Source organism: Streptomyces longhuiensis (genome assembly GCF_020616555.1).
In the GTDB taxonomy this organism is placed as follows: Bacteria; Actinomycetota; Actinomycetes; order Streptomycetales; family Streptomycetaceae; genus Streptomyces; species Streptomyces longhuiensis.
The window spans coordinates 8,739,312-8,760,029 of record NZ_CP085173.1 but is presented as its reverse complement, the minus strand read 5'-3'; the positions used below and the strand labels follow the sequence as shown (position 1 = coordinate 8,760,029).

Sequence of the window (20,718 nt, the reverse complement as noted above, 5' to 3'; positions counted from 1 at the left end):
TGCCGGCCCGGGGGTCGCATGCACCATGGGTTCCCGTGGTGCTCACCGGTCGCCGGTGAGCACCACGCCGTGGGGTGCGATCCCCGGCGCGGCCGCGTGGAGTCACGGAATGGACCGCAGCGGCGGCACCGGCCACGTCATCGTCGGTGGCTGGAGCAGGGGTGAGGGCTCGGGGCCTGGGTCATCGGTGTCGACGACGCCGGCGGCCGAGCGGTCGAAGCCGGCGGGCCAGCGCGTCAGCTCGCTGGTCACGGCGCCGGTCAGGCGTGCTTCGAGGAGGTCTGCGGTTGTCAGGTCGGTGCCGCGCAGGTCGGCCATGCGCAGGTCGGCGTGGCGGAACACCGCGCCACGGGCGTCGGCCTTGCGCAGGTTCGCCTCACGCAGGTCGGTCTCGGTGAAGTCGGCGTCACGCAGGTCGGTTTGGACCAGCTTCGCGCCCCGCAGGTCGGCCAGGGTGCAGCGAGCCCTGCGGAGAATCGCCGTCGTGAGGTCGGCGTGCCGCAGGTTGACCGAGACCAGGGACGCCTGGGTCAGATTGGCGCGGTACAGGCCCGCCGCCTCCAGGCAGGCGCGGTCGAGGTTGACCTCGGGGAACCACAGTCCGTCGCAGTCGGCCCGTCGTAGGTCGGTGCTGCTGAGATTGACCCAGGACTGCTCCCGGTGCTGACACAGGACGCCGAGTGCGGTCAGCGCCACCTGGGCGTCGGCTGCACGGGTCTCCAGGGGTGTGATGTCGTTGATGGGTATGTCCGCCGCCGGCGATTCCGGACCGGTGAGCGGCCAGGGCAGGTGCGTACGCAGATACGCGGCCTGGATGGAGATGACGGCCTCGCGATCGCGAGCCGACTGCTCCGCGATCCGCCACAGCGCGTGCAGCCCACCGATGCGCACGTCCAGCTTGTCGCTGCCGAGCTGGTCGACCGCCCGGCTGAACCGGTCGGTGACGTAGCCCTCCTGGGTGGCACGCAAACCGTCCTGACTCACCCGCAGTTGCCGCCATGTCGCGTAGGCGCCGAAGAGTACGACGAGACCGCCGACCGCCTGCAGAAGCGCCGTACGGACGTCGTTCACCGCCTTCAGGCGGTCCTGCGCGGCGACGCTCGCCCCGGCGAGATCGTGGCCGACCACCACCCCCGGCAGCACGACGAACACCGCACCCAGAACGACCAGCCCCGCCGCCCCGGCCAGCAGCGCCACGGCTCCGCGACGGCTGATCAACCGGTCGAGCCACGCCTGCCGCCCGTTGCCCTGTTCCCCCGTCCCCATGGGCATCAGAGCCTAGGCGCCGCCCAGTAAGCGATCAAGGGGACTGGTCGTGCCTCCGCCTCAGACCCCGTACCCGCAGGATCCGCCCGCCAGCAGGTCCTCGACCTCGCTGTGGGCGGCGTTGACGATGGCCGTCACTGCCTGCGCCGCTTCGGCCGAGCGGCCCGCGGCCACCGCTTCGGCCACCTCCTGGTGGCGGCGCACTGCCGCCATGTCGATGTCGTGCGGCATCAGGGACAGCTCGCGGCGGGCCACCAGGAGTTCCTCCGTCACCTCCGCGAGCTGGGCGAACATGCCGTTGCCCGACGCGCCGAGCAGCGCTCGGTGGAAGGCCGCATCCGCCTCGACGAAGCCGGCGCTGTCACCGGCCCGGGCCGCGCTCGCCATGGCGCGGGCGTGCTCCGACAGCGCCTGCCGGGCCTCCGCGTCACCGCCGGCCGCGGCGAGGGCCGCCGCGGAGGGCTCCACCGCGGCGCGCAGCTCGGCCAGTTCGCGCAGCTGGACCTCGCGCCGGGGCGAGGCGAGGCGCCAGCGGATGACCTGGGGGTCGTAGAGGTTCCACTCGGGCATCGGGCGGACCGTGATGCCGATGCGCGGGCGGCTGGTCACCGCCCGCTTGGACTCGAGCACTCGGACGGCCTCGCGCGCGACCGTGCGCGAGACGCCGTACCGCTCCTGGACGTCCTCCAGGCGCAGGACCTCCCCGGCGCGGATCTCGTCCGCCGCGAGGGACAGGCCGATCCGGTCGACCACCTGCCCGTGCAGGCCCTGAAGTTCCACGCCACTCCCTGTGTCGTCGTGTGCATCGCGTGCCGGTGATCCCGTCCGGTGCGTTGTCGATTGTCACATCTCCGATGGGAATCGGAGCACCGGGTGTGACGTGCCGGCAGCATCATCGCAGCAGCTCAGGCACCATTTCGGCGAACTCGGCACAGAACCGGTCGATCATGGCGATCTCCTCGCTGTCCAGGCTGTGCCCGGGTGCCCGGCAGTGCGCGGAGCCGAACCAGCCGCGCCGCACGGAGATCTCCTTCTCCGCCGCGACGATCAGCTCGACGCCCTGCATCCAGTAGGAGAGGTAGGGCGTCATACGGGTGTGAAGGGCGACGGCGCCGGTCTCGTCGCCGCGCTCCCAGCGGCGCCACAGTTCCACGTACAACTCCGCGAAGGAGCAGCCCGGTTGGACGCCGACCGCGCCGCGGCGCAGGGCGTCGGGGAACTGGAGTCCGGCGTATCCGACGAGGGCGGGCAGCGGGCGCTCTCCCTGGGCCAGCGCCGCGATGAGGCGTCCGGGCGGGGCCGACTCGACTTTCACCCAGCGGAGGTTGGGGTGTTCCGCGGCGAGGGTGTGCAGGGTGGGTGCGTCCAGTGCGGTGCCTGTCTGGGCGGGGGCGTACTGGACGACGACGGGCAGCGGGTCCACGGCGGCGAGCACCGACCGTACGTGGGTGAGTACCGCGTCCCGTGAGGGGCCGAGGAAGTGCGGCGGCAGGACGTTGACCGCGTCGGCCCCGCGCTCGGCGGCGCGGACGGCCTGGGCGACGGCGTGCCGGGTGGCGTGGTCGGGGACGGACACGATCGCGGCGGCGTCCGCCCGGTCGCGGGTGCGCTCCAGAAGCAGACCGGTGAGCAGGTCCCGCTCTCCCGCGTCGAGCTTGTGGAACTCGCTCGCGAAGCCCGGGAACATCACGGAGCCGACGCCGGTGGCGAGGACGCGGTCGACGACCGTGGCGAAGCCGTCGGGGTCGAGCGCGCCGTCGTCGCGGAAGGGGACTTCGAGTACGGGCGAGACACCGCGAACGAGGGAGTCGACGTCCTTCGTCGAATTCCTGGAGTCCTTCGCCGACTTCCTTGTGTCTTTCATCAACTTCTCGGCCTTTTCAGCATTCATGACGGGTCCTCAGAACGCCTGGCGGGGCGGGGCGGAGTCGCTGGCGCCGACCAGGAAGTCGAGGTCCACGCCGGTGTCGGCCTGGGTGACGTGCTGGGTGTAGAGGTAGGTCCAGCCGCGGTCGGCGGGCGGCGCCGGCGGCTGCCACTCGATGCGGCGCCGCTCCAGCTCGGCGTCCTCGACCAGGACGTCGAGGCGTCGCGCGGGCACGTCGAGGCGTACGTCGTCCCCCGTGCGGACGAGGGCCAGCGGGCCGCCGACCGCCGCCTCGGGCGCGACGTGCAGGACGCAGGTGCCGAAGGCGGTGCCGGACATGCGGGCGTCGGAGATGCGGACCATGTCGCGCACCCCGGCGTCCAGGAGCTTCTTGGGGAGCTGGAGGTTGCCGACCTCGGGCATACCGGGGTAGCCCTTGGGGCCGGTGTTGCGGACGACGAGGACGGTGTCGGCGGTGACGTCCAGGTCGGGGTCCTCGGCGACGGCGAGGTAGTCCTCCAACGAGTCGAAGACGAGCGCGGGCCCGGTGTGGCTGAGCAGTTTCGGGTCGGCGGCCGACTGCTTGATGACGGCTCCGTTCGGGGCGAGGTTGCCGCGCAGGACGGCGGTGCCGGTGCCGGCGGGCTGCACCGGGCGGTCGATGGGGCGGATCACCTCGCGGTCGTGGACCTGCGCTCCCTCGCAGTTGTCGACGAGGCCGCGTCCGGTGACGGTGACCGTGTCACGGTGGAGCCGGTCGCGCAGGTCGTTGACGAGTGCGGGCAGTCCGCCGGCGTACGCGAACTCCTCCATGAGGAAGCGCCCCGACGGCATCAGGTCGATGAGCAGCGGGAGTTCGGCGCCGAGCCGGTCGAAGTCGTCGAGGGCGAGCGGCACGCCGAGGCGGCCCGCGATGGCGAGGAGGTGGACGACGGCGTTGGTGGAGCCGCCGATGGCCGCGTTGATCCGGACGGCGTTCTCGAAGGCGGCGCGCGTCATGATGCGTCCCGGGGTGAGGTCGCTGCCGGCCAGTGCGACGGCGCGGGCGCCGGTCTCCTCGGCGAGGGTGCCGCGGCGTGCGTCGACCGCGGGCAGGCCCGAGCCGCCGGGGAGCATCATGCCGAGGGCCTCGGTCAGGCACGCCATGGTGGAGGCGGTGCCCATCGTCATGCAGTGCCCGGCGCTGCGGTTGAGGGAGCTCTCGAACTCGGTGAACTCCTCCTGGGTGATGGTCCCGGCCCGCAGTTCCTCGGTCATGCGCCAGATGTCCGTGCCGGAGCCGACGTTGCGGCCCTGGAAGCGCCCGTTGAGCATCGGGCCGCCGGTGAAGACGATCGCGGGGACGCCCGCGCTCGCGGCGCCCATGAGGGCGGCGGGGGTGGTCTTGTCGCAGCCGGTGAGCAGGACGACGGCGTCCAGGGGGTTGGCCCGTATCTGTTCCTCGATCTCCATCGCGGCGAGGTTGCGGTAGAGCATCGAGGTGGGGCGCAGGAACGGCTCGCCCAGGGACATGGCGGGGAATTCGAGGGGGAAGCCGCCGGCCTGGAGGACGCCGCGCTTCACGGCGTCCGCGATGAGCTGGAGGTGGCCGTTGCAGGGCGTCAGTTCGGAGAAGGTGTTGCAGATGCCGATGACCGGGCGGCCGTCGAAGTTGTGACCGCCGCGGCCCATCGCGCGCAGATGGTGGCGGGAGATGAAGCCGTTCTTGCCGCCGTCGCCGAACCAGGCGCGGGAGCGCAGCGGCGCCCGGCTGTCGGTGGGCGTGGGTTCGAGCGCGGCCATGTGTGGTCCTTCCGGTGCGATGCCGGGGGCCGTGACCGCGGCCGTGATCAAGCCGTGTCCGACACACCCCTTCAATGGTGCTATCAAATCACGATACGGTCCCGGCGTGTCCAGAGGATCGACGCGGATCCGGCACGAACGACGTGGGAGAACCGTGGAATCGACAGTCATGAAAGCGGTGACCCGGCGGCTGATGCCGTTCCTGGTCCTGCTGTATCTGGTGGCGTACATAGACCGGTCGAACGTCGGCTTCGCCAAGCTGACGCTCCAGGATCAACTCGGCCTGTCGAACGCCGCGTTCACCTTCGGCCAGGTCGCGTTCTTCATCGCGTACGCGATCTTCGAGGTGCCCAGCAACGTCTACCTCGACCGCTTCGGCGCGCGCCGCTGGTTCACCCGCATCATGCTCAGCTGGGGCGTGGTGACCGTACTGACGGCGCTGGTCACCGACGACTGGCAGTTCTACGCCGCGCGCTTCCTGCTCGGCGTCGCCGAGGCCGGCTTCTACCCGGGAGTCCTCTACTACCTCACCAAGTGGTACCCGTACCGCTACCGGGCGCGCATGACCGGCTGGTTCATGATGTCCGCGCCGCTCGCCTTCATCATCGGCAACCCGGTGATGGGCGCGCTCGACGACCTCGACGGCACGTTCGGGCTCGAAGGCTGGCAGTGGATCTTCATCGCGACGGGGGTGCCGGCCATCGTGCTCGGCTTCGTCACCCTGCGGCTCCTGCCCGACGGTCCCGCCGGTGTGCGCTGGCTCGCGGCCGAGGAGCGGGCCTGGATCGCCGGTGAACTCGCTGCCGAGGCAGACGCGTTGGGCGAGGGCGGACACGGCAGTCCACTGCGCGCGCTGCGCGACAAGCGCGTGGTCCTGCTGTCGCTCTTCTATCTGTGCTTCCCGCTGGGCGCCTACGGCCTGAGCTTCTGGCTGCCGACGATCGTCGACGGCTTCGGCGGCCTCTCCTCGACGGCCACCGGCTTCATCACCGCCGTCCCGTACGTCTTCGTGGCCATCGGCCTGTACGTCGTGCCGAAGCTCGCGGACCGCAGCGGTACCCGCTACCCGTGGATCGCGGGCACCGCCGCCCTCGGCGCGCTCGGCCTCGCGGCCAGCGCGCTGACCGGCAACCATGTGCTGCAGATGGCCTTCATCAGCCTGGCCGCGATGTGCATCTTCGCGGGGCAGCCGGTGCTGTGGTCGCTTCCCTCACGCTTCCTGACGGGAATTCAGGCGGCTTCCGGCATCGCGGTGATCAACGCCGTGGGCAATCTGGGCGGCGGATTCGGGCCCATGGGAATCGGCGTGGTCGTCGACCGCACGGGGTCGGCTGTGGGCGGCCTGTGGTTCCTGGTCGCCGCCATGGTCGTCGCGGCGGTCGCCACGCCGGGGATCCGGCGGCTCGTCGAGGGCGGGCCCGTGGTCGCCCACGCGCCCGACACGTCGGCCACGGCTCAGGGCCGTACGAAGGTCTGAACGCGGTGAGGGCGACGGGACGCGGTGGGGACGACGGAACGCCCCCACCGCGACGGCGTCACGCGCCGAGGCACTCGCGCACAGCCGCGATCAGGCGGTCGGCGCGGGCGTCGCCGTGGCCGATCATGCGGTTGGCCACATAGGCGAAGCCGACCCCGAACGCGTCGTCGCCGAAGGCGAACTGGCCTCCGGCGCCGTCGTTCCCGAAGCTGCGGGCTCCGAGCATCGGGCGGAAGGACGGCGAGTCGAGCAGGAAGCCCGAGCCCCAGCGCGCCCCGGCGTCGAAGCCGAGCCAGCCCTCGCCGGAGGACAGCTCGCGCAGCGCGTCGGTCACGGTGTCCGCCGTGAGCATCCGTTCGCGGCCCCCGATCCCGGTGACGGCGGCCGCGTAGAGCCCGGCGAGGCCGCTCGCGGAGGCGACGGCGCCGGCCCCGGGGAGCTCCATGGCGTGCAGCTCGGGGTCGTTCCAGCCGTGCGGCTCGTCGAGGCCCGGGAAGGCCAGCGCGCCGTTCATCGTCACGATGCGCGTGAGCAGATGCTCGGGCCCGGGCATACCGGGGCGCCCCTCGGCCTCGGCGAGCCGGGCCACGCGTCCCGACTCGTCGGCGGGCAGGCCGATCCAGGCCCGCAGCCCGAGCGGGTCACCGACCGCACGGCGGAAGTACGCGCCCGGGGTGAGGCCCGTGATCCGCCGGATCACCTCGCCGACGAGGAAGCCGAGGACATGGCCGTGGTACTCGTACGCGGTGCCGGGCTCCCACAGCGGTTTCTGCTCCTCGATCGCGCGGATCACCGGCGACCATCCGGCGATCTCCTCGAAGGACAGCACCGGGTCGAGGGCGGGGACTCCCGCCCGGTGCCCGAGCACCATGCGCGTGGTGATGGTCTCCTTGCCGTGCTGTGCGAACTCGGGCCAGTACCGGCTGACCGGCGCGTCGAGGTCGAGCCGCCCCTCCTGGGCGAGGAGATGCGCGCTGACGCCCACCAGAGCCTTGGCCACGGAGAAGACGGGGACGATGGTGTCCTGCTCCCAGGCACGCCCGGTCCGCTCGTCCGCGACACCTCCCCACAGGTCGACGACCTTGCGTCCCTCGACGAACACCGTGACGGCGGCGCCGAGTTCGGGGAACTCCGCGAAGTTCCGCGCGAACACGTCGGCGACGGCCCCGAACCGTTCGTCGGCCCCACCGTGGTACTGCTCCATCGTGTCCGTCCTCCGCGTGATCGTGACGCGGGGCATCCGGACGAAGCGGCCCGCACACCCCGCGGTCGTCGAAACGATCACCCTACGGGGGGTGCGCCACAGGGCTCGAATGATTTTCGGGCGTGCGCACGGCGCAGGGCGCGGCAAAGTGCCGGGGCCGCAGCCGCTGGGCGCCCCGGCACCTCGTGGTGCGTCACGCGATGTCGATGATCGTGCGCAGCGCCTCGCCTGTGTGCATCTGGCGGATCGCCTCGTTGATGTCGGTGAGCGGGACGTGGTGCGTGATCATCGAGTCGAGGTCGATCCGGCCCGCGCGCCACAGGTCGATGATCGTGGCGTAGGTGCGGCGGATGTCGTCGCCTCCGTAGAAGGAAGGGAGGATCGCCTTCTCGTTCATGACGAGTTCGCCCATGCTGATGTCGGTGGCCTCCGTGCGGGAGCCGGCGCCGACCAGGCAGACCGTGCCGCCGAGGCGGGTCGCGTCGTACGCGGCGCGCAGCGTGGCTGCCTTGCCGACGGCCTCGAAGGCGTAGTCGACGCCGAAGCCGCCGGTGAGGCTCTTGACGGTCTCTGCCAGGTCCTCGGGGGTGACGGCGTCGGTGGCGCCGAATTTCATGGCCGTCTCGCGGCGGCCGGCGGTGGGGTCGACGGCGATGATCCGCGCGGCGCCCGCGACTTTGGCGCCCTGGAGGATGCTGATGCCGACGCCGCCGACACCGATCACGACGACCGACGAACCCGGCTTCACCTTGGCCGTGTTGAGGGCGGCGCCCACGCCGGTGGTGACGCCGCAGCCGATCAGAGCGGCGATCTCGTAGGGCACGTCGTCGGGGATCGGGATCGCCGCGTACGCCGCGATGACCGTCTCCTCGGCGAACGTGCCGGCGCCGAGCATGCCGGGGACGACCGTCTCGCCGTCCTTGAAGTTGGGGTTGCCGAGGTTGCGGTAGCCGCTGCGGCACATGTGGCCCTCGCCCGCCTTGCAGGAGGGGCACCTGTCGCACGGGGGCATCCAGCAGACGATGACGCGGTCGCCGGGCTTGACGTGCGTGACGCCCTCGCCGACCTCGGCCACCTCGCCCGCGCCCTCGTGGCCGGGGATGAACGGCGCGGGGTGCTGAAGCACGCCGCTCATGGCCGACAGGTCGGAGTGACACAGGCCGGCCTTGTGCATCTTGACGCGGACGCGGCCGGGGCCGAAGGACACGGTCTCGACGTCCCTCACGTCCAGGCTGTCGTCGCCGGTCCTGTGCAGGATCGCTGCGTGCACGGTGTTCGTCTCCTCGTGGTCGTGGGGTCGCTCAGGCCTTGGCCGGAGCCGGCAGGTTGACGGTCTTGTACTCGAAGTAGGCCGCGAGGCCCTCGGGGCCGAACTCGCGGCCGATGCCGGAGTTCTTGTAGCCGCCGAACGGGGCGGCCAGGTCGAGGCGGAAGCCGTTGACGGTGACGGTGCCCGTGCGCACCTGGCGGGCGATCTGCGTGGCGCGCTCCTCGTCGGCGCCGAACACGGCGCCGGACAGGCCGAATTCGGAGTCGTTGGCGAGGGCGACCGCCTCGTCCTCGGTCTCGTAGCGGATCAGGCACACGACCGGGCCGAAGATCTCCTCGCGGGCGATCCGCATCGCGTTGGTGACGTCGCCGAACAGGGTCGGCTCGACGTACCAGCCGGTGGTCAGGCCCGAGGGAACTCCACCGCCGGTGAGGACCTTGGCGCCCTCCTCCTGGCCGATGCGGATGTAGTCGAGGTTCCGCTCCTGCTGCTTCCTGGTCACCATCGGGCCGACCACGGTGTCCGGGTCGGACGGGTCGCCGACCTTGAGCGAGGCGAAGGCGCGGGTGAGGACGGCGGCGACCTCGTCGTAGCGGGCGGCCGGTACGAGGACGCGGGTCAGGGCGACGCACGCCTGGCCGCTGTTCGCGGCGCAGGTGCCGCCCACGATCGCGGGCACGGCGACGGCGAGGTCCGCGTCGTCGAGCAGGATCGCGGCGGACTTGCCGCCCAGTTCGAGGGAGACCCGGGTGAGGTTGCGGGCGGCGGCGGCCGCGATCGCCTTGCCGGCGCCGACCGAGCCGGTGAAGGCGACCTTGTCGATGCCCGGGTGGGCCACCAGGTAGGAGCTGGTCTCACGATCGGCTGGCAGCACGCTCAGCACGCCCTCGGGAAGACCCGCGTCGGCGCACACCTGCGCCAGCCACAGGGCGTCCAGCGGGGTCTCCGGCGACGGCTTGAGGACGACCGTGCAGCCCGCGAGCAGGGCCGGGGCGAGCTTGCCCGCGATGGTCATCTGGGGCACGTTCCACGGGGTGATCGCGGCGATGACGCCGACGGGTTCCCGGCGTACGAGGACGGGTCCGCCGGTGCCCTGACGCGCCTCCTCCTCCTGGAAGCGCCCGGCGGCCGCGATGGTGACACCGAAGGTGCCGACGGCGGACAAGGCCTGGCCGCGCACCGAGAACAGCATGGGCGAGCCGTTCTGCAGGGTGACCAGCTCGGCCAGTTCCTGGTGACGGGCCGCGAGGGCGTCCTTGATGCGGGTGACGACCTCGATGCGCTCGGCAAGCGTCATGCGCGGCCAGGGGCCGTGGTCGAACGCCTCGCGCGCCGCGGCGACCGCGAGATCCACGTCCTCGGGTGTCGCGTGGGGCACGCGGCCGACGACGCGCTCGGTCACCGGCGAGATCACCTCGATGGTGTCGCGGCCGGCCGGCTCGACCCACCGGCCGCCGATGAAGAGGGTGCGGTGTTCCACGACGGCGTTGCTGTCGGTCATGTGCTTGGTCCTCGCTTCGTTGCGCATGCCGGGGGTTCAGGACCGGGCCGTGAGACGTCCCGGAGAGCCACAGAAGTGAATTTTCTCTGAGTCATGCGCGTGCCAGAAGGGCATGAATAACAGGCCCTACGGCAAGTAAGTTAATCCACACTAACGGCCACGTCCATAGTTGCGAACTACATCGAAGCTCTGGACACGGTGGTTATTGCGGATTAACTTAGGCATGGCTCGGCGAGCGTGCCGTGCATGTGAGGAAGGAGCCGTGACCGTGCGTCGCAGGGTGTTCACCAAGGACCACGAGGCATTCCGGGCGACCGTCCGCGATTTCGTCGCCGAGCAGGTCGTCCCCCACTACGCGGACTGGGAGCGGCAGGGCCACGTGCCGCGCGAGCTGTACCGCAAGCTCGGAGACCTCGGCGTCTTCGGCATCAACGTGCCGGAGGAGTACGGCGGCGCGGGCGTCACCGACTTCACGTACCAGACCGTGATCCGCGAGGAGTGCGGGCGGGCGGGCGTCGGGTTCGGCGCGGAGTCCGTGCACACCTGCCTCGTCCTGCCCTACCTCCTGGAATTCGGCAGCGAGGCGCAGAAGAAGCGCTGGCTCCCCGGCTTCCTGTCCGGCGAGACCATGACCGCGATCGCGATGACGGAGCCCGGCACGGGCTCCGACCTCGCCGGCATCGCCACGCGCGCCCGGCTCTCCGACGACGGCACGCACTACGTCCTCAACGGCGCCAAGACGTTCATCACCGGCGGCGCGCAGGCCGACCTGATCCTGGTCGTCTGCCGGACCTCCGCCTACGACCCCGCCGACCGCCGCGGGGGACTCTCGATCCTGTGCGTGGACACCACGTCCGAGGGGTTCGCCGTCGGCCGCGAGCTCGACAAGATCGGTCTGCGCGCGCAGGACACCGCCGAACTGTCCTTCACCGACGTCAAGGTGCCGGTCGCCGACCTGCTCGGCGAGGAGGGCGCGGCCTTCACCTACCTCACCCACAACCTCGCGGTGGAGCGCCTCGCCGCCGCCATCGGCGCCTACGCCAACGCCGCCGGCGCGATCGGCCTCGCCCAGGAGTACGTGAGCGGGCGCCAGGTCTTCGGGAAGCCGGTCGCCGCCTTCCAGAACACCAAGTTCGTCCTCGCCGAGTGCGCCACCGAGGTCGCAGCCGCCCAGTCCCTCGTGGACCGCGCCCTGGAGGAGCACGCGGCGGGTGAGCTGACGCCGGCCGACGCGGCCAGGGCCAAGCTCTTCTGCACCGAGGTGGCGGGCCGCGTCATCGACAAGTGCCTCCAATTGCACGGCGGTTACGGCTACATGCTCGAATACCCGATCGCGCGCCTCTACGCGGACACCCGCGTCAACCGGATCTACGCCGGGACCAGCGAGGTCATGAAGACGATCATCGCCAAGGACCTCGGGCTCTGAAGCCCGCGCTCGTCCCCCCTCTCTCCCTCAGGCCCCCTCAGGAGGACCCCATGCGCGACGCAGTGATCGTCGACGCCGTCCGCACCCCCGTCGGCAGGCGCGGCGGCTCGCTCTCGCGGCTGCACTCCGCCTCGCTCTCCGCCCACGTGCTGAACGCCCTGGTCGAGCGCGTCGGATTCGGCCCGGCCCTCGTCGACGACGTGATCTGGGGCTGCGCCTCGGCGGTCGGCATGCAGGCCGGGTGCGTCGGCCGCGCCGCCGTCCTTGCCGCGGGCTGGCCCGAGTCCGTCCCCGCGGTCACCGTCGACCGCCAGTGCGGCTCCTCGCAGCAGGCCGTGCACCAGGCCGCGGCCGGAGTGATCTCCGGCCAGTACGACGTGGCCGTGGCAGGCGGTGTCGAGATCATGAGCCGGCTGCCGCTCGGCACCACGCGCGGCGACGGCTCGTTCGGCGAGCCCTTCGGCCCCGATGTCTTCGACCGCTATGACGGCATCCGCTTCAACCAGGGCATGGGCGCCCAGATGATCGCCGACGAGTACGGCATCACCCGCACCGAGATGGACCAGCACGGCCTCGACTCCCACGCGCGGGCCGCCCAGGCCGTCGACGAAGGGCGCTTCAAGGGCCAGATCGCCCCGATCACCGTCACCGACGAGGACGGCACCACCCGCGTCTTCGACACCGACGAGGGCATCCGCCGCGGCTCCACCCTCGACAAGCTCGCCGGCCTCGAGCCCGCCTTCAAGGAGGACGGCACCATCACCGCGGGCAACGCCTCGCAGGTCTCCGACGGCACCGGTGCGCTCCTCGTCACGACCGGCGAGTTCGCCAGAGCGCAGGGCTGGACCCCTATGGCGCGGATCCACACCGCCGTGGTCGCGGGCACCGACCCGGTCACCATGCTCAAGGGCCCGATCCCCGCCACCGCCAAGGCACTCAAGAAGGCCGGCCTGTCGATGGACGACATCGGCGCCTTCGAGATCAACGAGGCCTTCGCCTCTGTCTCCCTCGCCTGGCTGCGCGAGACCGGCGCCGACTACGAGCGCATGAACCCGCTCGGCGGCGCGATGGCCATCGGCCACCCCATCGGCGGCTCCGGCGCCCGCATCATGACCACCCTCGTCCACCACATGCGCGACAACGGCATCCGCTATGGCCTCCAGTCCATGTGCGAGGGCGGCGGCATGGCCAACGCCACCATCCTCGAACTCCTCTGAGGACGGCCCGCGATGTCTGCCATGCCCCCGACATCCACACCGCTGGACAACCCGACGGGACGGGGCCGGGCCGGCGACTTCGGTGGCTTCCTGAACCTGGAGCAGCTGGACCGCGACCTGTTCCGCGGCTGGTGCCACGCCGGCATCCCGCTGCGTGCCTTCGGCGGACAGGTCGCGGCCCAGGCCCTCACGGCCGCGGGCCGGACCGTGCCCGACGACCGGGCCGTGCACTCGCTCCACGGGTACTTCCTGCGCGCGGGAGACACCACATGCCCCCTCGTCTACACGGTGGAGCGGGTCCGGGACGGATCGTCCTACCTGTCGCGCCGGGTCACCGCCGTGCAGGGCGGTGAGATCGTCTTCACCCTTTCCGCCTCGTTCAAGAAGCGGGAGCCGGCCGAGGACCGCCAGACCACGATGCCGGACACCCCCGGCCCCGGGTCGCTGCCCGACCTCTACGAGATCTGGTCGCGGAACAACCCTGAGGACTGCGCACAGGCCGAGTTCCGCCGCGTCCTAGAGATGCGCTACGTCCCCGGGCCCGACGCGCCGAGGCCCGGTCTCACGGAGCAGAAGCTCTGGATGCGCGCTGTCGAACCGCTGCCCGACGACCCGATGTTGCACGCCTGCGCGCTCGCGTACGCCTCCGACCTGTTCCTGGCCCCGGCAACCGTCCTGTCGACCGAACTGCCCCGGATACTGCGCGACGAGCCGCCGTCGATGTTCCTCACCTCGCTCGACCACGCCGTCTGGTTCCACCGGCCGTTCCGCGCCGACGCGTGGATGCTGTTCGCCCAGCGCAGTCCCACCGCGGGTGACGGCCGCGGCCTCGCCTTCGCGGACGTGTGGAGCCACGACGGCGATCTCATCGCCCACGTGGTGCAGGAAACCGTGGTGCGCCCGGCGCGCTGACCCTCTGCCACCCCAGCTCAACGTCTCACCGAAGGAACCCACATGTCCGATCTGGTCCTCACCTCGTTCGCCGACGGTGTCGCCGTCGTGACGATCAACCGTCCCGAAGCCCGTAACGCCGTGAACCGGGCCGTGGCCGACGCCGTCGCCGCGGCGATCGACGAGCTCGACGCCCGCGACGACCTCGCCGTCGGTGTCATCACGGGGGCCGGCGGCACCTTCTGTGCCGGCGCCGACCTCAAGGCCCTTGCCGCGGGCGAGCGTTCCGGGATCCCCGGCCGCGGCTTCTGCGGCATCACCGAGACCCCGCCCGCCAAGCCCCTGATCGCGGCGGTCGAGGGGTACGCGCTCGGCGGCGGCACGGAACTCGCCCTGGCCTGCGACATGGTCGTCGCCGCCCGGACCGCGAAGTTCGGCCTCCCGGAGACCAGGCGCGGCCTCATCGCGGCCGGGGGCGGACTGGTGCGCCTGCCCCGCAAGATCCCGTACAACATCGCGATGCAGTACTCGCTCACCGGCGCGTTCCTCGACGCCGAGCGCGCCCACGGCCTCGGCCTGGTCAACGAACTGACCGCGCAGGGCGTGGCGTTGACGGGTGCTCTCGCGCTCGCGAAAGAGATCGCGGCGAACGGTCCGCTCGCCGTGCGGGCCAGCAAGCAGATCGTCGTCGAGTCGGCCGACTGGACGGCGGACGAGACATGGGAGCGCAACACCGCTGCCTGCGCCCCGGTCTTCGCATCGGCGGACGCCAAGGAGGGCGCGCGGGCGTTCGCCGAGAAGCGGGCTCCCGTCTGGGGAAGCCGCTGACGGCGTCCCCGCCGCCCCACCCGGTGTGACGCGTCGTCGAGCGCCACGGCACCGGGGTGATCCACAGCTACAGTCCCGAGGCAACGCGCTCGGGCATGACTGGACGAAGGAGTTCCGCCATGACCACCACCTGGCCCACGGGGATGCCCCGTACCCTCGACTACCCCGGCGGCACGATCGCGGACCTGCTCTCCGGTTCCGCCCATGCCTACCCCGACCGCGCCGCGCTGATCGACGGCGACGAACACCTCTCGTACGCCGAGCTGTACGAGGCTTCCCTGCGCGTCGCCCAGGGGCTGCGCGACCAGGGCATCGCGCCGGGTGACGCGGTGGCCGTCCACATGCCCAACTCGATCTGGTTCACGGTCGCCTACTACGGCACCCTGTTCGCCGGGGCGTCCGTGGTACCGGTCAACCCGACCCAGCCCCCCGTCGCACTGCGCCGCCAGCTCGACGACTCGGCCACGGTCGCCGTCTTCACCCACCCGTCCGTCGCCGCCCGGTTGGCCGAGGGGATCACCGGCTCGGAAACCGTCCGCCTCGTGTCCGTCGCCCCGCCGACGGCCGCCGCCCCCGCGCCGGCCGGTGACGGGGACCCCGTCGCCTTCCCGGTCCCCACGGTCGCCTTCGACGACCTGCTGAAGGCCGAGGTGGCGCCCCCGACCCCGGTGGCGGGGGACGCGATCGCGCACCTCGCCTTCACCGGCGGGACCACGGGCGTGCCGAAGGCCGTCATGGTCCTGCACCGCAATCTCATCGTGAACGTGCTCCAGGTGGCGTGCTGGCGCAGCGCCTCCCTCCCCTCCGCCGACGAGCAGGGCCGCATCACACTGCGCCACGTGGAAGAGGCGCGGACCGAGCACCACGTCCCGATCGGCGCCGCCACCGGCATCTCCATCGCCCCGCTCTTCCACGGCATGGGCATGGTCAGCCAGAGCGTGTTCGCCGCGTCCGGGGTCACGACGGTGGTCTTCGGCCGTTTCGACCCGGTCCGCTACCTGGACACCATCGAACGCCTCGGCGTGCACACCGTCGGAGGCTCCCCGGCCCTGTGCCACGCCCTCCTCGCGGTGCCCGGTGTGCGCGAGCGCGACCTGTCGTGCGTCCGCCTGGTCAGCAGCGGCTCGGCCCCCATCAATCCGGCAGCGACCGCGGAGCTCGCGGAGGTCTTCCCGCGCGCCGACATCAGCGACGGGTACGGACTTACGGAGGCCACCATGGGTGTCTCCATCAGCCCGCTCGACAGTGCGATGCCCCGTCCCGCAGGGAGCACCGGCCTCGCCCTGTTCGACACCGAGATCGAGATCCGCGACATGGACGGCGTCACCCCCATGGCCCGGGGCGAGAAGGGAGAGGTCTGGGTCCGTGGCCCGCAGATCACGGCCGGCTACCTCGGCCACCCGGAACTCACCGCGGGCCAGTACGTCGACGGCTGGCTGCGCACCGGCGACCTCGGGACGTACGACGAGCAGGGCTGGCTGTCACTGGTGGGCCGGGCCAAGGACATGCTGATCTACAAGGGCTACAACGTGTATCCCGGCCCGCTGGAGAACATCCTGCGCGAGCATCCGGCGGTCGCCCAGGCGTCGGTCGTGGGCCGGCCGCACCCCGAGCACGGCGAGATCCCGATCGCGTTCGTCTCCCTCAAGTCCCAAGCGGGCGGCGCGGATTCGGCGGCCACCGCCGGCGAGCTGATGGCGTACGTCGCGGAGCGCGTCGCCCCGTACCAGCGGATCCGTGACGTGGTGATCGTCGACGAGCTGCCGCTCTCGGCGACGGGCAAGATCCTCAAGACGGAGCTGCGCAGGCGGGCGGCTGGTTCCTGACACGGGTCCGGACAGCGCGGAGGGGCCGGGTGGAGTGGTACTCCACCCGGCCCCTCCCCGGTTTCAGCCGAACGGAAAACCGGGGCCCGCGTGTGCGGGCCCCGGTGCTGTGAGCGGTCGTTACGGCAGGACGATCGGGAAGTTCCGGCGGGGCTTCTCGAGGAGGCTGTGGAAGGTGGCGAGCACGGCGATGTCGCCTTCCACGGTCACGGCACCGGACCCGATCGCCTCGGGGAAGGATGTGTGCTGGGCCAGGATCCGGTCGAGCGTGGTGCGTTCCAGGCGCAGGGTGAGCTGCGGGGCCTCCGCGCGGGGCGCGTCGCCGCGCATCGGGGTGAGGACCCCGTTGCCGACGAGCAGGGTCCAGATCTCGTCGGTGTCGGTGAACTCCCAGCGCAGCAGGAGCCGGTGGGCCGCCGCGCGCGGGCCGTCGAGGCGCACCGCCATCGAGTCGAAGATCTGGCCGGTGGCGAGGGCGGCGAGCATCTCGACGCTCTCCTTGCCCGGCGCGCCGGTCCTGCGCCGCTCCTGGCCGGCCTCCCGCAGCTCCTTGGCACCGGTCAGGTAGATGTTGCGCCAGGTGCCGTTCTCCTGGGCGAAGCCCGACCGCTCGTAGGTGGCGATCTGCAGTTCACGGGCCGTGGTGTGCTCCGGCTCGGCGAACAGGACGTGATTGAGCAGTTCGGCGGCCCAGCGCAGGTCTCCGCTCTCGACGGCCTCCCGGGCCGAGGCCACGGTCGCATCCGCGCCGCCGATCGCGGCGACGTACCGCTTGGCCCGCTCGACCGGCGGGTGCTGCCACAGGTGGGCCGGGTTGCCGTCGTACCAGCCCATGTAACGCTGGTACACGGCCTTCACGTTGTGGCTGATGGAGCCGTAGTAGCCGCGCACGCTCCAGGCCTTGCCGAGTTCGCCCGGGAAGGCCTGGATCTCCTCCGCGATCTCCGGTCCGGTGAGGCCCTGGTTCATCAGCCGGACGGTCTGGTCGTGGAGATAGGCATAGGCGTCGCGCTGCTCGGTGAGCATGCGGATCACCTCGTCCTTGCCCCACGTCGGCCAGTTGTGGGAGCCGATGAGAACCTCGGCCTCGTCGAACAGCTGGATGGACTCGGTGATGTACGACGCCCAGGCATGGGCGTCGCGGACCTGGGCGCCGCGCAGGGTGAGGACGTTGTGCAGGGAGTGGTTGACGTTCTCGGCGATGAGCAGGACATGGCGGTCCGGCAGGTAGAAGTTCATCTCCGAGGGTGCTTCGGTGTCCGGTGTCAGCTGGAAGACGAGCCGCACACCGTCCAGGACGAGCTCCTGGCCGGTGCCCGTGATCGACACCGTCGGCGGGATCAGTCCCACGGTGCCGGTGGACAGGGCCTGTCCCAGGCCGAAGCCGACCGAGCCGTCGGCGCCGACCGGCAGCGAACGGCCGTACATGTAAACGGCGCGCCGCAGCATCGCCGGTCCCGCGAAGACGTTCTCGCTGACGGCGTGGTGCATGAACTCGTCGGGGGCGAGGACCGCGCAGTCACCCGCCGCGACCGCCTCCTTGGTGGTGACGCCGAGCACGCCGCCGAAGTGGTCGCCGTGGCTGTGCGTGTAGATCACGGCCTTGACGTGCCGCTCACCGCGGTTGCGGGTGTACAGCCCGAGTGCCTCGGCGGCGACCTCCTTCGACGTCAACGGGTCGACGACGACCACACCGGTGTCACCCTCGATGATCGTCATGTTGGAGACGTCGAGGCCACGCACCTGGTAGATGCCGGGCACGACCTCGAACAGGCCCTGGGCCGTGTTGATCCGGCTCTGCCGCCACAGGCTCGGGTGCACGGTGTCGGGGCACTCGTCCTTGTTCAGGAAGTCCCAGCGGTCGTTGTCCCAGACGACCCGGCCCGCCTCGTTGTACACGACGCAGGGTTCCAGCTTGTCGATGAGGCCGCGGGTGGCGTTGGCCTGGTCGGTGGTGTCGTCCCAGTCGAGTTCGGGAGTGGAAGGCATGGCTCTGCTCATTCCTCGCGGTTGGTGGGTGCGCGGTCTATCGGCCTGTGGCGGTGATGCGGGTCCAGACGCCGGTCTCTCCTGCCCCGGCCGCGCGGCGCCCGAGGCTCTCGGCCCAGCGGCGCTCGGAGGCGACCGCGTCGCGCCAGGACCACAGGCGGCGGGTCAGGCGGTGCAGCGGGTACTCGTCGGTGATGCCCATGGCGCCGTGCAGCTGGTGCGCGATCCGGGCGATCTCGGTCGCGGCAGCCGCCGTGGTGATCCGTACGATCTCGGCGGCGCCGCTGAGCGGTGCCGCCTCGCGCGCCAGGGCCAACGCGGCGTCCGCCTGGATGAGTTGGACCCGCATCCGGGCGAGGTTGCCGGAGACGGCCGGGATCTTCAGGAGCGGTGCGCCGAACTGCTCACGCTCGGAGACATACGCCTTGGTGAGCTTGTACGCGCTGCGGGCTGCGCCGAGCACGGCCGCGGACCACAGCAGTGCCAGCCGCTCGCGTACGGCCTCGTGGGAAGGGGCGCCGTCGAGGGTGACGGTCGGGGTGCCCGCGAGGATCACGGTGTCACGGGGCTCCCCGGCGATGTTGTCGACGTCTCGTACGGTGACCGAGGTGTGCCGCAGGTCCACCAGGAGCGGGGCGCAGCCCGGTGCGCACAGCACGAGGCGGGCCGCGTCGCGCGCCCACGGCACGGCGGTCAGTTCCGCGGTGACGGCGCCGGAGGCCGTCCGAGGCGCCCGGTCGAGCAGCACCACGGTGGTCAGCTCCCCGTCGAGTTCCCTCGCGTGGCCGAGCACCCAGTCCGCGGTGGACGCCTCGACCACGGGTACGCCGATCCCGTGCCCTGCGAGGGCCTCGACCACGACAAGCAGGTCGTCGAGTGAGCCGCCCGAGCCGCCACTCCCCTCGTCGATTCCGACCCTGGGCAGACCGAGGTCGCAGAGGCTGCCCCACAGATCGGGCCTGCCGGACGCGGCCAGGTCGTCGACCAGACTCCGTAGTTCGTCCGCGAACCGGCTCATGAACGGGCCTCCTGTCGGGCGATGAGGGAGAGCAGCACCTCGGCCGCGCCGCCGCGCAGACCGAAGGCCGGCGAGGCGAGGAGCGCCTGGCCGAAGGTGGAGTCGAAGGCGGGGTCCTGGCACAGGCCGGTGCGGCGCAGCGCCTCGATGACGTCGTGCTCGAAGGCGTTGCCCAGGTACTTGAGGGCGGCGGCCTGCTGGACGGGGGCCTGGCCGGCGTCCATGGCGCTCGCGACCTCGAAGCAGAGTCGGCGCAGAACGGCGAGGCGGGCCACCAACGAGCCCAGCAGAGCATGCAGTTCGCGGTCGTCCCCCTGACGCGCGGCCTCGGCGATCAGCTCCACGAGGACGGGGTAACTGGACAGGGAGCGCTCGGCGCCTCCTCGCTCGAAGGAGAGCTGCTCGACGACCTGCTTCCAGCCCTGGCCGACCTCGCCGATGAGACGGTGGGCGGGCACGAAGGCGTTCTCGAAGCGCACCTCGTTGAAGTGGTGTTCGCCCGCGAGGTCGACGATCGGGGTGACCCGCACGCCCTCGGCGTCCATGTCGAGGACGAACTCGCTGAGCCCGTCGTGCTTGCGGTCCTCGCGCGAGGTGCGGGCGAGGAGATAGGCGTGCGTGGCGTGGTGGGCCTGGGTGGTCCAGATCTTGTGGCCGTTGACCAGCCAGCCCCCCTCGACCCGCTCGGCCGACGTGCGCACCGAGGCGAGGTCGGAACCGGCCTCGGGCTCGCTCATCCCGAGGCAGAAGACCGCCTCTCCGGAGGCGATCTTCGGCACGATCTCCTCCTGGAGCTCGCGCGTGCCGTGCCGCAGGACCGCGGGGCCGATCTGCCGGTCACCGATCCAGTGCGCGGCGACGGGGGCGCCCGCGCGCAGCAGCTCCTCGGTGACGGCGAGCCGCTCGACGTTGGTACGCCCGCCGCCGCCGAATTCCTTGGGGTACGTCATCGCGATGAGCCCGCGGGCCGCGAGTTCCTTGCTGAACTCCAGGTCGAAGGAGCGCAGCCAGGAGTCGCTGCGCGGCACGTAGCGTCCCGCGTCCCGCCACTCGTCGGTCAACTCGCGTACCTGTGCGCGTAGTTCGGCGCAGGCATCCGTTCCTGGGGAGTGGTCGGAGTGCTCCATGATGGCCTTTCGGGCGTGACGGTGTGGGG

16 protein-coding genes are annotated in these 20,718 nt (G+C 71.4%); 6 read left to right on the top strand and 10 right to left on the bottom strand.

Translation table 11 applies throughout. The features are described from left to right. Positions 1–102 precede the first annotated feature (102 nt). The 4 genes from LGI35_RS39850 to LGI35_RS39835 form a co-directional block, all read right to left on the bottom strand. The gene (locus LGI35_RS39850; RefSeq protein WP_227299301.1) at positions 103–1,266 is read right to left on the bottom strand and encodes a pentapeptide repeat-containing protein; all 1,164 of its coding nucleotides are present in this window, start codon (positions 1,264–1,266) and stop codon (positions 103–105) included. A 60-nt stretch (positions 1,267–1,326) separates the two neighbouring features. Next, a complete protein-coding gene (locus LGI35_RS39845) occupies positions 1,327–2,046 on the bottom strand; it encodes a FadR/GntR family transcriptional regulator (protein ID WP_227299300.1) in 720 nt (239 codons plus the stop codon). A 112-nt stretch (positions 2,047–2,158) separates the two neighbouring features. Continuing rightward, positions 2,159–3,157: a dihydrodipicolinate synthase family protein gene (locus tag LGI35_RS39840; RefSeq protein ID WP_227299299.1), complete on the bottom strand. Its 999-nt coding sequence runs from the start codon at positions 3,155–3,157 to the stop codon at positions 2,159–2,161. A gap of 9 nt (positions 3,158–3,166) precedes the next feature. After that, positions 3,167–4,915, bottom strand: a complete 1,749-nt coding sequence (locus tag LGI35_RS39835) for an IlvD/Edd family dehydratase (RefSeq protein WP_227299298.1) — start codon at positions 4,913–4,915, stop codon at positions 3,167–3,169. A 169-nt stretch (positions 4,916–5,084) separates the two neighbouring features. Here LGI35_RS39835 and LGI35_RS39830 point away from each other — a divergent pair, with 169 nt between their 5' ends. Beyond that, positions 5,085–6,392: an MFS transporter gene (locus tag LGI35_RS39830; RefSeq protein WP_227299297.1), complete on the top strand. Its 1,308-nt coding sequence runs from the start codon at positions 5,085–5,087 to the stop codon at positions 6,390–6,392. Positions 6,393–6,450: 58 nt separating this feature from the next. Here LGI35_RS39830 and LGI35_RS39825 read toward each other — a convergent pair whose 3' ends face one another. The 3 genes from LGI35_RS39825 to LGI35_RS39815 form a co-directional block, all read right to left on the bottom strand. Next, complete coding sequence (locus LGI35_RS39825) at positions 6,451–7,596, bottom strand: serine hydrolase domain-containing protein (RefSeq protein WP_227299296.1); 1,146 nt, start codon at positions 7,594–7,596, stop codon at positions 6,451–6,453. A gap of 193 nt (positions 7,597–7,789) precedes the next feature. Beyond that, positions 7,790–8,866, bottom strand: a complete 1,077-nt coding sequence (locus LGI35_RS39820; protein ID WP_227299295.1) for a zinc-binding dehydrogenase — start codon at positions 8,864–8,866, stop codon at positions 7,790–7,792. Positions 8,867–8,897: 31 nt separating this feature from the next. Beyond that, positions 8,898–10,367, bottom strand: a complete 1,470-nt coding sequence (locus tag LGI35_RS39815) for an aldehyde dehydrogenase (protein ID WP_227299294.1) — start codon at positions 10,365–10,367, stop codon at positions 8,898–8,900. Positions 10,368–10,635: 268 nt separating this feature from the next. Between LGI35_RS39815 and LGI35_RS39810 the strand changes: the two genes are divergently transcribed. From LGI35_RS39810 to LGI35_RS39790, 5 genes are all read left to right on the top strand, one after another. Continuing rightward, positions 10,636–11,793: an acyl-CoA dehydrogenase family protein gene (locus tag LGI35_RS39810; RefSeq protein ID WP_227299293.1), complete on the top strand. Its 1,158-nt coding sequence runs from the start codon at positions 10,636–10,638 to the stop codon at positions 11,791–11,793. A gap of 50 nt (positions 11,794–11,843) precedes the next feature. After that, entirely contained in the window at positions 11,844–13,010 is a 1,167-nt protein-coding gene (locus LGI35_RS39805) for a thiolase family protein (protein ID WP_227299292.1), read from the top strand. Positions 13,011–13,031: 21 nt separating this feature from the next. Next, positions 13,032–13,922 carry an acyl-CoA thioesterase gene (locus tag LGI35_RS39800; RefSeq protein ID WP_227299291.1) on the top strand — a complete coding sequence of 297 codons (891 nt, stop codon included), beginning with the start codon at positions 13,032–13,034 and terminating at the stop codon, positions 13,920–13,922. A gap of 42 nt (positions 13,923–13,964) precedes the next feature. Then, the gene (locus LGI35_RS39795) at positions 13,965–14,729 is read left to right on the top strand and encodes a crotonase/enoyl-CoA hydratase family protein (RefSeq protein ID WP_227299290.1); all 765 of its coding nucleotides are present in this window, start codon (positions 13,965–13,967) and stop codon (positions 14,727–14,729) included. Between the two features lie 119 nt (positions 14,730–14,848). Beyond that, positions 14,849–16,555, top strand: coding sequence for a class I adenylate-forming enzyme family protein (locus tag LGI35_RS39790; protein WP_227299289.1), 1,707 nt, complete (start codon positions 14,849–14,851; stop codon positions 16,553–16,555). A gap of 120 nt (positions 16,556–16,675) precedes the next feature. On the opposite strand, the gene LGI35_RS39785 is transcribed toward LGI35_RS39790, so the two are convergent. The 3 genes from LGI35_RS39785 to LGI35_RS39775 are packed head-to-tail and all read right to left on the bottom strand — an operon-like array spanning position 16,676 to position 20,689. Beyond that, positions 16,676–18,544: an alkyl/aryl-sulfatase gene (locus LGI35_RS39785; protein ID WP_227299288.1), complete on the bottom strand. Its 1,869-nt coding sequence runs from the start codon at positions 18,542–18,544 to the stop codon at positions 16,676–16,678. A 37-nt stretch (positions 18,545–18,581) separates the two neighbouring features. Continuing rightward, positions 18,582–19,562 (bottom strand): acyl-CoA dehydrogenase family protein, encoded by a 981-nt coding sequence (locus LGI35_RS39780; protein ID WP_227299287.1) that lies wholly within the window; start codon positions 19,560–19,562, stop codon positions 18,582–18,584. Continuing rightward, positions 19,559–20,689, bottom strand: a complete 1,131-nt coding sequence (locus LGI35_RS39775) for an acyl-CoA dehydrogenase family protein (protein WP_227299286.1) — start codon at positions 20,687–20,689, stop codon at positions 19,559–19,561. Before LGI35_RS39775 ends, LGI35_RS39780 begins: the two co-directional genes overlap by 4 nt. Positions 20,690–20,718 lie beyond the last annotated feature (29 nt).

Bases quoted from the DNA above. Each gene is read 5' to 3' on its own strand.
- LGI35_RS39825 (WP_227299296.1), bottom strand. From the start codon at position 7,596: ATGGAGCAGTACCACGGTGGGGCCGACGAACGGTTCGGGGCCGTCGCC.
- LGI35_RS39785 (WP_227299288.1), bottom strand. From the start codon at position 18,544: ATGCCTTCCACTCCCGAACTCGACTGGGACGACACCACCGACCAGGCC.
- LGI35_RS39835 (WP_227299298.1), bottom strand. From the start codon at position 4,915: ATGGCCGCGCTCGAACCCACGCCCACCGACAGCCGGGCGCCGCTGCGC.
- LGI35_RS39850 (WP_227299301.1), bottom strand. From the start codon at position 1,266: ATGGGGACGGGGGAACAGGGCAACGGGCGGCAGGCGTGGCTCGACCGG.
- LGI35_RS39775 (WP_227299286.1), bottom strand. From the start codon at position 20,689: ATGGAGCACTCCGACCACTCCCCAGGAACGGATGCCTGCGCCGAACTA.
- LGI35_RS39800 (WP_227299291.1), top strand. From the start codon at position 13,032: ATGCCCCCGACATCCACACCGCTGGACAACCCGACGGGACGGGGCCGG.
- LGI35_RS39805 (WP_227299292.1), top strand. From the start codon at position 11,844: ATGCGCGACGCAGTGATCGTCGACGCCGTCCGCACCCCCGTCGGCAGG.
- LGI35_RS39780 (WP_227299287.1), bottom strand. From the start codon at position 19,562: ATGAGCCGGTTCGCGGACGAACTACGGAGTCTGGTCGACGACCTGGCC.
- LGI35_RS39795 (WP_227299290.1), top strand. From the start codon at position 13,965: ATGTCCGATCTGGTCCTCACCTCGTTCGCCGACGGTGTCGCCGTCGTG.
- LGI35_RS39830 (WP_227299297.1), top strand. From the start codon at position 5,085: ATGAAAGCGGTGACCCGGCGGCTGATGCCGTTCCTGGTCCTGCTGTAT.
- LGI35_RS39790 (WP_227299289.1), top strand. From the start codon at position 14,849: ATGACCACCACCTGGCCCACGGGGATGCCCCGTACCCTCGACTACCCC.
- LGI35_RS39840 (WP_227299299.1), bottom strand. From the start codon at position 3,157: ATGAATGCTGAAAAGGCCGAGAAGTTGATGAAAGACACAAGGAAGTCG.
- LGI35_RS39815 (WP_227299294.1), bottom strand. From the start codon at position 10,367: ATGACCGACAGCAACGCCGTCGTGGAACACCGCACCCTCTTCATCGGC.